This window comes from Bradyrhizobium sp. (genome assembly GCF_016462955.1).
GTDB lineage: Bacteria > Pseudomonadota > Alphaproteobacteria > Rhizobiales > Xanthobacteraceae > Bradyrhizobium.
The window spans coordinates 1-14,878 of record NZ_JAEMSD010000129.1 but is presented as its reverse complement, the minus strand read 5'-3'; the positions used below and the strand labels follow the sequence as shown (position 1 = coordinate 14,878).

Below are 14,878 nucleotides of genomic sequence, written 5' to 3'. Positions count from 1 at the left end.
CTCGACCACATAGGCGCCGCTGCCGGCGGTGTTCTCCTTCAGCCAGGCCATCGCCCACGGATCGTCCGTCGTCGCATGCGCCTTTGCCAGCTTCGAGTTGATGATCATCGGATAGACGGTGGCGAGATTGGGCAGCGCCAGCTTGTCGGGCTTCGGCAGCGTCACCTCGATCGTCAGGGGATCGATCACCTTGAACTGGTCGGCCGAGGTGAGCGATCCCGTCAACAGCTGCGCCTTTCCGAGGATCGGCGCGGTGACGCAGCGATCAAGCGACCACTTCACGTCCTCGGCGGTGACGGGCGAGCCGTCCTGGAACTTGGCGTCCTTGCGCAGGCGGAAGGTGATCTTCAGGCCATCGGGGCTGACGTCGTAGGATTCGGCGAGCTCGCCCTTGATGGTGTCGAGATCGAACACCCATTTGCCGTTGAGCTGCTTGCGACCGAACGACACCAGCCGATCGTAGGTGCTCATGCTGAGCCCGAAGGACTCGCGGGTCGCGCCGGGGATGTTTGGATCGAGCGTGTTGACCGATGCGCCGGTCACATAGCGCAGCGTTTCCGCCCTGGATTGCGCATGCGACGGCGCGGTCGCGATCAGCAACAGCGCGGTGGTGGCGAGGATCGTGGTCGCGGATCTGAAAGACACAAAACGCATTCGTTTTCCCTTGAATTTTCGAACAGGAAGGTCGCCAAAGCTGGTCAAGAAAGAAGCAAGTTGCGCGCCAATCTTCGCTGCGGCGGAGCATGGATGATCATCGTTGCTCCTCCATTGTTCGCGCCGGCCGCGCAACCACCGCCTGCGGCACGTCATAGGCGCTGAGCGAGGCCCAGTGCCGGTCGAGATCGGCGCGGAACAGGCCGCGCGTCAGCCCATTTACGAGCTTCGGCACGGCCGTGGTCATCGCGTTGATCGACGATCCCGATGGACCAAAGCTCATGGTCGAGGCGATGGCGAAGAGATGGATGTTGGAGATCCACGGCGTCTTGCCGGGCACGCGCTCGGTGAAGGCGTAGTCATCGGCGAGATAGGGAAAGCGGCCGAGCCGTTCGTTGCGTTCGCTCTCGGGTGGCTCGTAACGATCGGCCCAGCTGGCAATGTTGCCGGCGAATCCGGCGAGCTCGCCGCGGCCGGCAAAGTTCATGTCGATGCCGGTGCCGCAGATGACGAAATCGGCGGTGACGATGCCGCGCGGCGTTTGCAGCTCGACACCTGCGCCGGTCTGGCGCGCCGCCTCAACCGGTGCGCCCTCGTGCAAGATGAAATTGGCGTGCCGCGCGCAGCGGTCGTAGGTGGGTTGCGGGAATCCCTCGCGCATTTCGAGGATCTTGCGCATGAAGCGCCAGCGCCAGGCATCGTCAAGATCGCTGAGATGACGCAGGAAGCCGCGGAAGGTCAGCCACCGGTAGGGCTGGATCACCTGGATCTGCGCGCGGCGGCACAGCAGGTGCACCTCGGCGGCCCCTGCCTCCAGCGCGGTGGCGGCATTGTCAAAGGCGGAGGCGCCGGCGCCGATCACGGCGACGCGCTTGCCGCGCAGGCCCTTGAAATCGATGTCGTCGGCGACAGTTGCGAGCGAACTCGCTGGCAGGGGGCGCAGCACGTCCGGGATCATCCAGCCGCCCATGCCCTCCTGCCCCGTCGCCAGCACGATCTTGCGGGCGTGGAGCGTCTCGATGCGTCCTGCCTGCACCACACGTGCGGCCAGCAGGCCATCGGCCGCCGGCGCGATCTCCAGAAGCTCACAGCCATTGCGCACCGGCAGATTGACGGTGCGCCGCAGCCACAGCAGGTACTCGGCCCAGTGCGCGCGCGGAATCAGATCGAGCGTCTGCCAGCTCTCCTTGCCGAAACGGGCTTCGTGCCAGGACTGGTAGGTGAGGCTCGGGATGTCGAGGTCGGGGCCGGTGTAATCCTTCGGGCTGCGCAGCGTCGGCATCCGGGCATAGGTGAGCCACGGGCCCTCCTTCCCCTCCTCGGCCTTGTCGATCAGCAGGACGTTGCTGACGCGGGAACGCATCAGGCCGAAGCCGATGGCGATGCCGGACTGGCCGGCGCCGATGATGAGCACATCCAACGCAGCATTGCCGTCCGGCCCGGTCTTCGGTTCGAGCCATGCAGCGTGAGGATGCGCGATCATCGCGAGATCGGCGTGCACGCTTGCTTCAAGCCTCTTCAGCCCATCGCTCATGCCGCGAGCCAGCCTCCGTCGACGACAGCCACTGTCCCGGTCGTGAAGGACGACGCGTCGCTGGCGAGATGCAGCGCGGTCTGCGCGATCTCTTCCGCCGCGCCGAACCGCTTCATGGCGTGACGGTTGCGCGAGGCCTCGCGCACTTCCTCGGCATTGGCGTGACGGGCGAAGCTGCGGCGAAGCATCGGCGTATCGATCGCGCCCGGCGCAATGGCGTTGACGCGGATGCCGTCGGTTGCGAAATCCACCGCCATGGTCCGCGTCAGGCTGACGATCGCGCCCTTGGCGGCGATATAGGCGCTGTTGCCCTTGCCGCCGGCCATGGCGAGCTGCGAGGCCAGCGTGATGATCGAGCCGCTGTTCTGCCGCTGCATGTGCGGCACCGCGGCCCGCGCCCACAGCCAGGTGCCGCCGACATTGGCGCGGAACACCGCGTCCCAGTCTTCCAGGCTCGTCGTTAACACGGTGCCGCCGCAGGAAAAGCCTGCTGCCGTTATCAGAATGTCGAGCCTACCGTGGCGCGCGATGACCTCGCCGACAACAGTTTCAGCGAAAGCGGCATCGCCGACGTCGCCGACATGCGTGGTCGCTTCACCGACCAGGCTCAGCGTTTCCTCGAGGCCAGCGGCATCACGATCGACCAGTGCAAGGCGCGCGCCCTCTTCCGCGAACAGTTTTGCGCTGGCCCGGCCGATGCCCGAGCCTGCTCCGGTGATGATGGCGGTGCGCCCCTGCAGCCGCATGTCAGATCCCCTCCTTGTACTGCATCCACCAGGCGCTCATCGCGGCCGCCGACTCCGCACAGCCGAACCGGGCACGCCAGCCGAACTCGTCGGCCATCCGCGCGACGGAGAGCGGCGCGCGATCGCCGCCGTGCAGCTTGATGAAGGTTGTCTCGCCCGGCTCCGCCAGCCGACACTCCAGCCCGGGATGCAGCGCCGCAAACGCCTCGCCCCATTGCAGTGCCGACCAGGCCGCGCCGCTGGAGATATTGTAGAGACGATGGCGCGGCCGTTCGGCCTCGATCAGCATGGCCACGGCTTCGGCAGCGTCCGGCGCGTAGGTCCAGTCCTTGAAGCCAGGCGCAGGAAGAAGGGCCGGCTCACCGCGCGCAAACGCGGCCAGACTCTGGAACTGGAGGCTCGGCGTGTCGCGCACCGCTCCGGCCCGCTCCCACGGACCGAACAAGGCGCTCAGCCGCACGCTGAGGAAATCGCCGCCAAACAGCTCGGCGTGCCGCGCCACCGATCGCTCCGAGGTGAACTTGCTGATGGCATAGAACGAGACGGGATCGCAGGGCGTGTCCTCGCCCAAGACCTCGAACCGCGTGCCCGATGCGCCATAGGCGGAGGCCGAGGACAGATTGACGACGCGGCGAACGCCGTGGCGGATCGCCGATTGCAGGATCTGGATCTGCGCCATGACGTTGATCTCGAGAACACGCGCGGGCGATGCCCTCTCGAGCTCATCGCCCGCCGTGATCGCGGCGCCGAGCACGATGACATCGTAGCCCCCGGCAATAAGGCCGTCGATGCGTTTCGCGTCGGTGATATCACCCTGGACGACCTCGAGCCGCTCGCGACCATCGGCCAGCGATCGCGCCGCAGCCGGAGGCAATCGCGCGCGATCATAAAGCGTCACCGCGTGCCCGCGCGCCAGCAGCACCTCGGCGAGATTGAGGCCGACAAAGCCGGTGCCACCGAAGATGACGATCTTCATCGCGCGCGATCCGCCGTCACAGCAGGTTTGCCCCGAAATTCCGTTCCGGATCCATGTCGGCGACGAGCCGGCCGGTCGGTTTCGCCGCCTCGCCACCACTGCGCGCCAGGAACTTTCCGCTGCCGGCGGAGGCGAGGCACTTGTCGCCCTCGATGATCACACGGCCGCGCGAGAGCGTCGTCACCGGCCAACCCTTCAGCTTGCGGCCGGCAAACGGGGTGTAGCCGGTGAGATCGTGCATCATCTCGTCCGATATCGTGACCTCGCGATTGGGATCCCAGATCGCGATGTCGGCGTCGGCGCCGACGGCGATCGAGCCCTTGCGCGGATGCAGGTTATAGATTTTTGCAGGCGCCGTCGCAGTCAACTCGACGAATTTCTCCAGCCCCAGCCGGCCCTTCGAGACCATCGCATCGAACAGCAGCGGCAGCCGCAGCTCAAGTCCGGGCAGGCCGTTGGCGACTTGCTTGAAGTTGGGATTGGGGCCGGCGCGCAGCTTGCCGGTCTCGTCATAGCGATACGGCGCGTGATCCGACGAGATGGTCTGGAGATCGCCGAGCGACAGCGCCTGCCACAGCGCCTCCTGGTCTGAATGCGTGCGCGGCGGCGGGCTGCACATCCACTTCGCGCCCTCGGAGCCGGGCTTGTCGAGATCGCGTGCGGTCAGGAACAGATATTGCGGACAGGTCTCGGCAAAGACCTTAAGCCCCTGCCCGCGCGCGTCGCGGATCACCTTGGCGCCTTCGGCGGTCGAGACGTGGAAGATCATGATCGGCTGATCGATCAGTGCCGCCATGCCGATCAGCCGAGTGAAGGCTTCGGCCTCCGACACGCGGGCGTGGCTGACGGCGTGGTATTTCGGCATGGTGTAGCCGCGCGCCAGCAGCCGCTTCACCATCCAGGCGATGATGCCGTGATTTTCGGCATGGGCGCACAGCATCGCGCCGGACTGACGCGCGGCCAGAAGAATGTCGAGCAATGGCTCGTCGTCCACCTTGAGGCGATCATAGGTCATGAAGATCTTGATCGAGGCATGGCCCTGCTTCACCAGCGCGGGGATGTGCTCCTCGACTGTTTCCTTCGTCGCGTCCGCGATGATCATGTGGAAGGCGTAGTCGATCACGGCCCCTTTCTTCGCGAGCGCGTGATAGTCCTCCACCACCTGCGGCAGCTTCATCCCGACATGCTGGGCGGCAAACGGAATCACCGTGGTGGTGCCACCAAAAGCGGCAGAAACGGTCGCGCTCTCGAACGTATCGGCATTCATGATGCCGGCAGCGGAGAGCTGCTCGATATGGGCGTGGCTGTCGACGCCGCCGGGCAGCACCAGCTTGCCGCGCGCGTCGATCTCGCGCTTGGCGGGGGGAAGGCCCTTTCCGACGGCCGCGATGGTTTCGCCGGAGATGGCGACGTCGGCCTCGAACACGTCGGTCGTGGTGGCGACGCGGCCACCGCGGATGATCAGGTCGTAAACTGGTTCAGTCATGAGGCACTCCATGATATGCCTGAAGCAAGTGATCTCCATTTTGCAGGAAGACCATCATGACCCGTCCGCGCATTCTCGTCATCAACCCGAACTCCAACCGCAAGGTCACGCAAGGGCTGGAGGACGCGCTGAAGCCGCTCGACTTCGAAGGCGGGCCGGAGGTGGTCTGCCAGACGCTGGCCGAGGGTCCGTTCGGCATCGAAAGCCAGGCGGACGTCGACAGCGTTGCGATGCCGCTGCGAAAGCTCGTCGAAAGCGACAACAGCTCGGCCGCCTTCGTCATCGCCTGCTACAGCGATCCCGGGCTTCAGGTCTGCCGTGAAGGCACCGACCGTCCCGTGTTCGGGATTGCCGAGTGCGGCGTGCTGACGGCGCTTTCCCGTGCCGAAACTTTCGGCGTCATTGCGATCGCGCAACGCTCGATCCCGCGCCACATGCGCTATCTCAGGCAGATGGGCCTGACCGACCGTCTCGCCGGCGAGCGGCCGCTGAACATGAGCGTCGCGGAAACGGCCTCGGGCGAAGGCACGTTGGCGAAAATGATCGAGGTCGGCCGCGCGCTGCGCGACGAGGACGGCGCCCGTGCCGTCGTGATGGGCTGCGCCGGCATGGCGCGCCACCGCCGTGCCCTGGAAGAGGCGCTGCGCATTCCCGTGATCGACCCGACGCAGGCGGCCGTCGCCATGGCGCTGGGCACGGTGCAGTTCTCGGCTCACTAGGCGTCCTTCAGCTCATTGGCACCCTGGCGCGCGAGCCATTGCGCATGGCTCTCGCGGACAAGCGCAAACGTGTCCCGCTGCGTGGTGTAGAGATTGCCGAACATGCGGCCGATTGGCCGGTAGGCCTCGAGATCGACATACATGTTGGTTTCGTCGACGAGGCCCTCGCGGGCATGAACCCGCAAGACCTCGCCGACCAGAAGTTCGCGATCGGGCGAGAAGGTCAGCACGACATGGCGCCGGCATTCCAGCGCGAACGGTGCCGCCGCAAGGCGCGGTACCTTCACGTCGATCGAGGGAAGCGTGGCAAGCCCGGTCGCGGTGACCTCGCTGTCCCCCGACGGGAAGTCGACGGCGCAGTCGTTCATCGCAACCGACGCCGCTTCGTCCACCATGTGCACGACGAACTCGCCGTCGCGATGGATGTTGCGGGTCGTGTCCTTCGGCAAGTGATCCGGCTTGTGCTGGAGGCCGAGCACGATCAGCGCGGGGCTTTCCGAGAAGACGTTGAAGAAGCTGAAAGGCGCAGCATTGACCGCGCCATTCTCGTCGAGCGTCGTCACCAGTGCGATCGGCCGCGGCACCACGACGCCGCAGAGCAGCTTGTAGCGGTCACGCGCGTCAAGCTCGCGCAGGGAGATGCTGTTGTCCGCCATCGTCGTCACGTCTCCGGCGGCGGCACCGCGCCGGTCTGGCTGGTGATCAGACCATAATGCTCGATGCGGCGGTGCCGGGCGAAATCGAAGATCGTGGTCTTGCCGAAGGTCGTGGCATCGAGGTCGCAAGCATGAAACAGGACTTCGTCATCTTCGGTCTTTGCTTCCGCGACGATCTCGCCGTTGGGATCGACGATCAGGCTGCCGCCGAACAGCGGATGGCCATCCTCGACGCCGGCCTTGGCAACCGCGACCACCCAGGTCGCGTTCTGGTAGGCGCCGGCCTGCACCGAGAGGCGATTGTGGAACAGCCGTTTCTCGACACCCTCCTCGCTCTTCTCCGCGTTCACCGAAGGCGTGTTGTAGCCGATCAGCACCATCTCCACGCCCTGAAGGCCCATGACGCGATAGGTCTCGGGCCAGCGGCGGTCGTTGCAGATCGCCATGCCGATGATCCCGCCGAGCTCGCGCCAGACCTTGAAGCCGAGATCGCCCGGCTCGAAATAGCGCTTCTCCAGGTGCTGGTGCGTACGCTTGGCGTCGTATTCCACATAGCCGGGGAGATGGACCTTTCGGTATTTGCCGACGATCTTGCCGGACCTATCCGTGAGAATGGCGGTATTGAAATGATGTCCGTCTGGCGTCAGCTCGGCATAGCCAAAATTCATCGCCATCCCGTGCTGCGCAGCGCGCTCGAACAGGGGCTTGGTCGCTGCGTTCGGCATTTCACGTTCGAACCAGATGTCGAACTCGGAGCGGTCCTCGACGTACCAGCGCGGGAAGAACGTCGTCAGCGCCAGTTCGGGATAAACGATCAGGTCGGCGCCCTTGCTTTTGGCCTCGTCCATCAGCGCGATCATGCGCCTGACCACGGCCTCGCGGCTGTCGGCCTTCTGGATCGGGCCCATCTGGGCGGCGGCGACATTGACGATTCGCATCAGCGGCTTCCTGATCTCTTCACAATTTCCTGGCGAGGCTGGGGATCGCAACTTCAAGGGCGTAGCGGCAGCGTAAAGCGGCCCTGCGTCCGCCTTCCAACCAAGCAGATTTCATGCCGTTCGCCCCCATTCGGCATCCTGCAACAGCCGCCAGTTGATCTTGTTGCTCGCGGTGCGCGGCAGCTGGTCGACGAAAACGACCGTGCGCGGCGCCTTGTAGCTCGCCATCGCGTCGCGCGCCCAGCTGACGATGTCATCGGACGATGTCGTCGCACGCGCGGCCTCGTCCAGCACCACCAGTGCCTTGACGGTCTCGCCGCGGTAGTCGTCCGGCGCCGAGATGATGCAGCATTCGCGGATGGCCCGGTTCTGGTACATCGCGGCCTCGACCTCGGCCGGCCAGACCTTGAAGCCGCTGACATTGATCATCCGCTTGAGGCGATCGACCGCGAAGAAATAGCCCTCGGCATCGCGATAGCCGAGATCGCCCGTCCGCAGGAACCGTTTGCCGTCGCGTTCGATGAAGGCTTCGGCGTCCGCCTGCGGCCGGTTCCAATAGCCCTGCAGCACCTGCGGTCCATGCACGATGATCTCGCCGACGACGTTGTCGTCGAGCTCGACCAGGCTCTCGGGGTCGATGATCCGTGCATCCGTCTGGTGAACAGCGATGCCGAGGCACTGGCGCTTCGGCGCCGCCATCGGGTTGATATGGGTCGGCGACATCGTCTCGGTCATGCCGTAGCCCTCGACGAAGTCGAGCCCGAAGCGGCTCTTCAGCCGTTCGGCCACCGCTGTCGGCATTGCCGCGCCGCCGCCGGTCAGCACCTTGAGCTTGGCAAAGCTGCGGTCGCGGAAGCCGGCGCTTGCGAGCACATCCACGATCATGGTCGGCGCCGCGTTCCAGAACGTCGCGCCATAGGTTTCGAACAGGTCCGGCAGCAAGTCCTTGTCCCAGCGCGCCATCAGCAGCAGCGTGGCGCCGGTGACCATGGCCGCATTCATCGAGCCCTGCATGCCCGCGACATGGAACAGCGGCATGAAGCCGGTCATCACGTCGCTGCCATCGAGCCCATACCAGCGCGCCTGCAGCACCGCCGTGAAGAGGGCGCTGCGATGGGTATGCATGCACGCCTTGGGTTTGCCTGTGGTGCCCGAGGTGTAGGGCAGGATCATGAGATCATCCGGCCCCGCGGTCATCACACCCGGCTGCAAGCCTTGCGCGATCGCGGACGACCAGGAATGCCAGCCCGGCGATGACGGCACCTCGGCCGGTGCCTCCGTCACGCATGATGGCAGCGTATAGGGCGTTGCGACTGGAATTTCGTCGCGATACTGCGCGACGATCGCATGCCTGATGGCCTCGCCGAGCAGCGGGGCAAACACATCGCTCAGTTCGCTCCCGATGATTGCGACCCTGGCCCCACTGTCCACGGCGAGATACGCGATCTCGGCGGTCTTGTTCATGGGATTGACGGGTACGATCACGGCATCCGCCCGCATCACCGCGTAATAGGCGATGACATATTGTGGCGAGTTCTGCAGCGCGATCATGACGCGGTCGCCGCGCTTGACGCCGCAGGCGCCCTGTAGGAAGCCGGCCATGGCATCGACGCGGTCGCGCAGCTCGGCATAGCTCAGGCTTGCGCCGTAAAATACCGTCGCCGGATGCGACGGCCGTTCATGCGCGGCCCGCGCGAGCGCGTCGTACAGCGTTCCCTCCGGCATCGCGAGATGCCAGGGCTCATCGGCCGGCCAGACAGGCGACCTACGTGGCGATGCGTGATCGGCCCTCACCCGTGCTCCTCGTCGGCGATATCGAGACCGTGGTCGAGCGCATCCAGAAGCTGGTCGGCCTCCCGCTCGGAGATCACCAGCGGCGGCGCCAGGAACAGCGAGGTCTGCTCGCCGCTGGTCCCGATCACCGCACCGGCTTCCAGCGCCCGCTCCGCAACGCGCGAGGCGATCGGCACTTCGGTCGTGTCGGCACGCCATGTGCGCCAATCCGGCCCGTGCAGCTCCACCGTCCAGTGCAGCCCCTGCCCCGCGACGCGCTGCACGCTCGGATGCTTCTGCGCGATCGCGAGCAGGCGGCGGATGAACAGCTTCTCGAGCTGCTGCACACGGTCCAGAATCCCGTCTTCGGTGACGACCTTCAGATAGGCGCTGACCGCGGCCATGCTGATGGGATGACCGCGCAGCGTGCCGTAGTTCTGCCAACTCGTGCCCTCGAGCCGCTCGACGATCTCTTTCGACACAACTACCGCTGCAACCGCCGCCGCGCCGCCGCCGAGCGATTTTCCGAGCGTCACGATATCAGGACGGGTTTGCGCCCCCTGGAATGCGAACCAGCGCCCGGCGCGGCCGGCGCCGGTGACGACCTCGTCCGCGATCCAGTATGAGCCGGCCTGCCGCGCACAGCGCGCCACCTCGTCCTGATAGGCACCGTCGTAGTAGATGCCGCCCTGGGTGTAGTCGATGATCGTTGCTGCCGTGTCCGAGAGCAGCCGCGCGGCATCGGCGAGATATTCGCTCGGCGGGGTATTGGTGGTGGGCGCGCCATAGATCGCGCCATCCGGCGCCGGCAGAACCCGCACCGGCGCCATCGGGGCCGGCAGCCTGGAGCCGCCGCTGTGCACTGCAAGGCCGCCATGCCATTGCGGCTGCACCGTCATGCTGCGCGACAGGCCGGTGATGCCGTGATAGGCGCGCTCGCGCGTCGCCAGCGCCGAGCGCTGCGTCAGCGCCTGGCAGAGCGACAGCGCCATGTCGTTCGCCTCGCTGCCGCTGATGCAGAAGCGCACCGCGCCGACCCAATCCTCCTCGCCCTGGAAAGCGGTCGCCATCAGATCGTCGGCGGCCTGCTCGCGGCCGACCCAGGTCCAGCCCTCGTTGACGACGGGCGTATCCGCGGCGCGGCGGATCGCCTCCACCATCGCGGGATGGCGGTGGCCGAGTCCGCCGCCGGTGTTGCTGCCGTCGATCAGCTTGCGGCCGTCGGAGAGGTGGAAGTAGACGCCCTCGCCGCCGACCACGGCCATCGGCGCGGCCTCGCCCGCATTCAATCCGGTCCGCAACAATCTGCTCATCGCCAAAGCCTCAGTTCGCAGCCGCGGCGCCGTAGCCGCCGCCGCCGCACATCTCGATCGTGACGAGATCGCCTTGTTGCAACACCAGGTTCGACTTGCCGTCGATCGCGACGTTGGCGCCCTGCCTGACCAGCGAGACACGGCACGCCTTGCCGGACTCGCCGCCCTGCATGCCCCAAGGTGCGATCACCATCCGCTCGATGCAGGTGGTCAGGTGCATCGATGGCGCCAGGATGCGGTAGCTGCGGACCGAGCCGTCGCCGCCGCGATACGCGCCTGCGCCGCCTGACTGCCGGCGGATGGCCTGTTGCTCCAGCCGGATGGCATAGTTCGCCTCGATCACCTCGACCGGCGTGTTCGACGTGTTGGACAGATGCACCCGTGTGGCCGAGCTGCCGGCGCGATCATGGCGCGCACCCTCCCCGCCGCCATGGACCTCGTAGAGCATCTTCCACGATCCGTTCGGCCGCGGCTCGGCGAAGAACAGGACGCCCGCGGTGGTGGCACCGCCCGCCGACAGGCGTTCGGGAATGGTGTCCTGCATGGCGCGAAAGATCGCGTCGACGATGCGCATGGACGTCTCGTGATTGCCGGCGGCGACGGACGCCGACCAGCCCGGCTCGAGGATCGAGCCCGGGCGCGTGATGATCGTGAGCGGCCTGAGCGCGCCGGCGTTCTGCTGCATGTCGCGGCCACTCATGATGCGCGCGGCATAGGCGACGGCCGATCGCGCCATGAAGGGAGTCGTGTTGCAGAAATTGGAGACGCGGTCGCAGCTTCCGGAGAGGTCGAAGGTCGCCTCGTCCCCGTGGATGGTGATCTTCACATGGATGCGCGCGGGCGCGTCGTTCGCGCTGCCGTCGTCGAGATAGTCCTCGCCCTCGTAGACGCCGTCGGGAAGGTCGCGCAGCGCCTCGCGCATCTCGATTTCGGAGAGATCGTGAAGACGCGACTGCGCCGCCATGAAGACCGCCTTGCCGTGCTCGCGGCAGAGCTCGACGATGCGCTTCTCGCCGGCTTTGGTCGCGGCGATCTGGGCGAGGAGATCGCCCTCGCAGGACTCGGCATCGCGGACGTTGGCCTTGAGCAACTGCACGATCGGCGTGCTGACGCCGGCTGAAGTCGCGATCAGCACCGGCGGAATCCGCAGTGCCTCCTGGAAGGTGTCGACGGCCTTGGCGAAATAGCTGCCCGGCCAGGTGCCGCCGATGTCGGGCCAGTGCGCGAGGCTCACCGCGAACGCCACGATCTCGCCGTCGACGAAGACGGGGCGCACCACCTTGACGTCGTTGAGATGATTGCCCCCGAGCGCGCCGACATTGTAGATGACCACGTCGCCCTCGTTCAGGCTGTCGCGCGGAATCACCTTCAGCAGTTCGGGGATGGTGTAGGCCATCGCGCCGAGATGGATCGGGATGTCACGGCCCTGCCCGACCAGGCCGCCGTGGCCGTCGGTGATCGCCGAGGAGAGGTCGCCGGCCTCGCGCAGCAGCGGCGAGCGCGCCGAGCGCGTCATGACGAGGCTCATCTCCTCCGCCGCGGCGGAGAGCCCATGCCGGATGACCTCGACGACGAACGGATCGAGCTTCATGCTGTCCTCCGCGTCAGGAACAGATTGCCTGATGTGTCGGGCCTTGCCTGCCAGCCCGGCGGCACGACCACGGTCGACCACGCGTCTTCGATGATGGCCGGACCGCTGACGGTCTCGGTGAGCGAAGCGCGGTCGATGATTGCGGTCGCGATGTCATGGAAGCCGTCGAATGAGCAGTTGCGCGTGCCCGTTGATGCCGCCCTCACGGCCGTTGCGGGCCGGCTGACGACCGTCGTCGAGGGGCGGCGCGCCTGCACCCGCACGGATTCGATGACGCAGGGCTCGGCGGTTGCATAGCCGAACAGCTCGTGATGCCGCGTCAGGAAATCGTGCTTCAGCCTGGCGACGTCGAGCGGTTGCGTGAACGGCACCGGAATGGCGTCATTCTGCGCCGCATAGCGCATCAAGGCCACCAGCTCGACCTGGATCTCCGCCTTCGCAACGCCATTGGCGAGAAGCGGCGCCGACGCATCGGCAATCAAGGCCTCGATCCGTTCCGAGACGCGGGCGAGATCGATGCCGTCGAGGGCTGCGCGAAGGGTCTGTTGCTGCAGGAAGCTGAAATCGGCGGTGAGGCAGCCGAGCGCCGAGAACGCGCTCGACGCGCTCGGGACGACCACCTCGGCTATGCCGTAGAGATCGGCAAGGCCCGCGGCATGCATCGGGCCGCCGCCGCCGAAGGCCAGCAGCGTGCAGTCGCGCCCGTCGATGCCGCGCTCGACCGTGACGCGCCGCAGCGCGCGGGCCATGGTCGCGTTCGCAACCTTGATGATGCCGAGCGCCGTCTCCGTCAGGCTCAGCCCGAGCGCGCGGGCAATCGGTTCGATCACGCCTTTTGCGGCCGCGATGTCGATCCCGATGCGGTCGCCAAGCTTGGTCTCGGGATTGAGATAGCCGAGCACCGCGTTGGCGTCGGTGATCGTCGGCTCCGTGCCGCCGCGGCCGTAGCAGGCCGGGCCCGGCTCGGAGCCGGCACTCTCCGGCCCGACCGTCAGGCCGCCAGGACCGTTGCGCACGATCGATCCGCCGCCCGCACCGATGGAATGCACCGCGAGCATCGGCTGGCGCAGCGGCTTGTCGCCGAGCATGCGGCCGTCGGTCATTTCCGCCTGGCCGTCGACGATCAGGCACACGTCGGTCGTGGTGCCGCCCATGTCGAAGGTCAGCATCCGCGAGGTACCGAGCTGGCGCGCGATGCTGACGGAAGCCGAGACGCCGGCGGCCGGCCCCGACATCGCCATCACCAGCGGACGCCGCTTCACCGCCGAGATCGGGACCATCGCACCGGCAGAATGAAACACCTGCAGGCCCGGACCGATCGGCAGCCGCTGCTCCAACTCGCTGAGATATTCCACCGCGATTGGCATGGCAGCGGCGTTGAACACCGTTGCCGAGGTCCGCTCATATTCGCGGGCTTCAGGGTTGATCTCGTGCGAGAGCGAGACATGGGCGACGACGTCCTTGAGCCGCTCGCCCAGCATCTTCTCGTGCACCGGGTTGGCATAAGCGTGAAGGAGAGCGACCGCGACGCTCTGCACACCGGTCTCTTTCAGCCAGGCCACCAGGCGCTCGATCTCCGCGTCTTCCAGCGCCTTCAGCACCCGGCCTTCGTGATCGAGACGCTCGGCAAGACCGAAGCAGCGTTCAGGCGGCACCAGCGGCGGCGATTTCGGGGGAATATCGAGCCGATAGAGATCGCGGCGGCGATAGCGCGCGATCTCGAGCACGTCGGCAAAGCCTTCGGTCGCAACCAGCGCCACCTTCGGCAGCCGGTTCTCGACGATCGCGTTGGTGACGCGCGTGGTGCCGTGGACGAAGCGCCTGACCTCGCTCTTGCGCAGGCCCACCGCCTCGATCGCCTCTAGCATCGCCTGGACCGGCGCGTCGGGGCGCGACGGCACTTTCGCGATCCGCGCCTCCGCGGAATCGCGCTTGATGGCGATGATATCGGTGAAGGTGCCGCCGATATCGGTGCCGACTTCCCAGTGATCTTCGAAAGCGCTCATAGGCTCAGCTACGCCTGACGTCCGAACCGGACGCCGGGTCCTGGCCGTCCATCGCTACCTCGAATGCCCAACCGAGAGCGCTCATCCTGCATTCCCCTGTCATGCCATCCTCCGCAAGCGTGCGACAGAGCTGTGGTCTACGATAGTGCCAGAGTCGTCGCATTTCACTGGGCCAGCAAGCCCCCGGCGCAGCGCACCACATCGCCCAGTGCACGTTTTGGTGCAGCACTGCCTTCATAGACGGCAGATGATCGGGCCACGGTCCAGACCAGTAGCGCGCAGCGCGGCGCGGATATTTCAGAGCGAATTCGCGATGCCTATTGCACCGCAATCCGGGCTGGCGAGATTGGCTGTCTAATTTGCAGGCGATCAAGCGGCGGACGCAGAATACACGGTGCCCATGAGCTATGCACACCAGTCGGCTCAGCCTCTCTTTATTGTACGATCAGTAAGAGCGCGCATCCGGAGGCTCGGATGGCGCGCTGT

The 14,878-nt window shown here is 66.2% G+C and carries 12 protein-coding genes; 1 reads left to right on the top strand and 11 read right to left on the bottom strand.

From position 1 onward, the window contains the following. From JHD07_RS15670 to hydA, 5 genes are all read right to left on the bottom strand, one after another. On the bottom strand, positions 1–654 hold a 654-nt coding region (locus JHD07_RS15670; RefSeq protein WP_291623734.1), incomplete at its 3' end, for an ABC transporter substrate-binding protein. Between the two features lie 97 nt (positions 655–751). Further along, positions 752–2,188 (bottom strand): NAD(P)/FAD-dependent oxidoreductase, encoded by a 1,437-nt coding sequence (locus JHD07_RS15665; RefSeq protein ID WP_291623732.1) that lies wholly within the window; start codon positions 2,186–2,188, stop codon positions 752–754. Then, positions 2,185–2,934 carry an SDR family oxidoreductase gene (locus tag JHD07_RS15660; RefSeq protein ID WP_291623730.1) on the bottom strand — a complete coding sequence of 250 codons (750 nt, stop codon included), beginning with the start codon at positions 2,932–2,934 and terminating at the stop codon, positions 2,185–2,187. The genes JHD07_RS15665 and JHD07_RS15660 overlap by 4 nt, the downstream gene beginning before the upstream one ends. A gap of 1 nt (position 2,935) precedes the next feature. Beyond that, positions 2,936–3,910, bottom strand: a complete 975-nt coding sequence (locus JHD07_RS15655) for an NAD(P)-dependent oxidoreductase (protein WP_291623729.1) — start codon at positions 3,908–3,910, stop codon at positions 2,936–2,938. A 16-nt stretch (positions 3,911–3,926) separates the two neighbouring features. Then, positions 3,927–5,396, bottom strand: a complete 1,470-nt coding sequence (gene hydA / locus JHD07_RS15650) for a dihydropyrimidinase (protein ID WP_291623727.1) — start codon at positions 5,394–5,396, stop codon at positions 3,927–3,929. Positions 5,397–5,452: 56 nt separating this feature from the next. Between hydA and JHD07_RS15645 the strand changes: the two genes are divergently transcribed. Further along, a complete protein-coding gene (locus JHD07_RS15645; protein WP_291623725.1) occupies positions 5,453–6,115 on the top strand; it encodes an aspartate/glutamate racemase family protein in 663 nt (220 codons plus the stop codon). Here JHD07_RS15645 and JHD07_RS15640 read toward each other — a convergent pair. The 6 genes from JHD07_RS15640 to JHD07_RS15615 form a co-directional block, all read right to left on the bottom strand. Beyond that, positions 6,112–6,771: a flavin reductase family protein gene (locus tag JHD07_RS15640; RefSeq protein WP_291623723.1), complete on the bottom strand. Its 660-nt coding sequence runs from the start codon at positions 6,769–6,771 to the stop codon at positions 6,112–6,114. The genes JHD07_RS15645 and JHD07_RS15640 overlap by 4 nt on opposite strands. A 5-nt stretch (positions 6,772–6,776) precedes the next feature. Then, positions 6,777–7,709 (bottom strand): N-carbamoyl-D-amino-acid hydrolase, encoded by a 933-nt coding sequence (locus tag JHD07_RS15635; RefSeq protein WP_291623721.1) that lies wholly within the window; start codon positions 7,707–7,709, stop codon positions 6,777–6,779. Positions 7,710–7,820: 111 nt separating this feature from the next. Further along, positions 7,821–9,503: a long-chain-fatty-acid--CoA ligase gene (locus JHD07_RS15630; protein WP_291623719.1), complete on the bottom strand. Its 1,683-nt coding sequence runs from the start codon at positions 9,501–9,503 to the stop codon at positions 7,821–7,823. Further along, a complete protein-coding gene (locus JHD07_RS15625) occupies positions 9,500–10,795 on the bottom strand; it encodes an aspartate aminotransferase family protein (protein WP_291623716.1) in 1,296 nt (431 codons plus the stop codon). Before JHD07_RS15625 ends, JHD07_RS15630 begins: the two co-directional genes overlap by 4 nt. Positions 10,796–10,805: 10 nt before the next feature. Then, complete coding sequence (locus JHD07_RS15620) at positions 10,806–12,386, bottom strand: hydantoinase B/oxoprolinase family protein (protein WP_291623714.1); 1,581 nt, start codon at positions 12,384–12,386, stop codon at positions 10,806–10,808. Further along, the gene (locus JHD07_RS15615; RefSeq protein WP_291623713.1) at positions 12,383–14,392 is read right to left on the bottom strand and encodes a hydantoinase/oxoprolinase family protein; all 2,010 of its coding nucleotides are present in this window, start codon (positions 14,390–14,392) and stop codon (positions 12,383–12,385) included. The genes JHD07_RS15620 and JHD07_RS15615 overlap by 4 nt, the downstream gene beginning before the upstream one ends. Positions 14,393–14,878: the final 486 nt, after the last annotated feature.

Excerpts from the sequence above, each read along its gene's own strand:
- JHD07_RS15615 (WP_291623713.1), bottom strand. The coding sequence starts at position 14,392 with ATGAGCGCTTTCGAAGATCACTGGGAAGTCGGCACCGATATCGGCGGC.
- JHD07_RS15635 (WP_291623721.1), bottom strand. The coding sequence starts at position 7,709 with ATGCGAATCGTCAATGTCGCCGCCGCCCAGATGGGCCCGATCCAGAAG.
- JHD07_RS15660 (WP_291623730.1), bottom strand. The coding sequence starts at position 2,934 with ATGCGGCTGCAGGGGCGCACCGCCATCATCACCGGAGCAGGCTCGGGC.
- JHD07_RS15645 (WP_291623725.1), top strand. The coding sequence starts at position 5,453 with ATGACCCGTCCGCGCATTCTCGTCATCAACCCGAACTCCAACCGCAAG.
- JHD07_RS15655 (WP_291623729.1), bottom strand. The coding sequence starts at position 3,910 with ATGAAGATCGTCATCTTCGGTGGCACCGGCTTTGTCGGCCTCAATCTC.
- JHD07_RS15665 (WP_291623732.1), bottom strand. The coding sequence starts at position 2,188 with ATGAGCGATGGGCTGAAGAGGCTTGAAGCAAGCGTGCACGCCGATCTC.
- hydA (WP_291623727.1), bottom strand. The coding sequence starts at position 5,396 with ATGACTGAACCAGTTTACGACCTGATCATCCGCGGTGGCCGCGTCGCC.
- JHD07_RS15625 (WP_291623716.1), bottom strand. The coding sequence starts at position 10,795 with ATGAGCAGATTGTTGCGGACCGGATTGAATGCGGGCGAGGCCGCGCCG.
- JHD07_RS15620 (WP_291623714.1), bottom strand. The coding sequence starts at position 12,386 with ATGAAGCTCGATCCGTTCGTCGTCGAGGTCATCCGGCATGGGCTCTCC.
- JHD07_RS15640 (WP_291623723.1), bottom strand. The coding sequence starts at position 6,771 with ATGGCGGACAACAGCATCTCCCTGCGCGAGCTTGACGCGCGTGACCGC.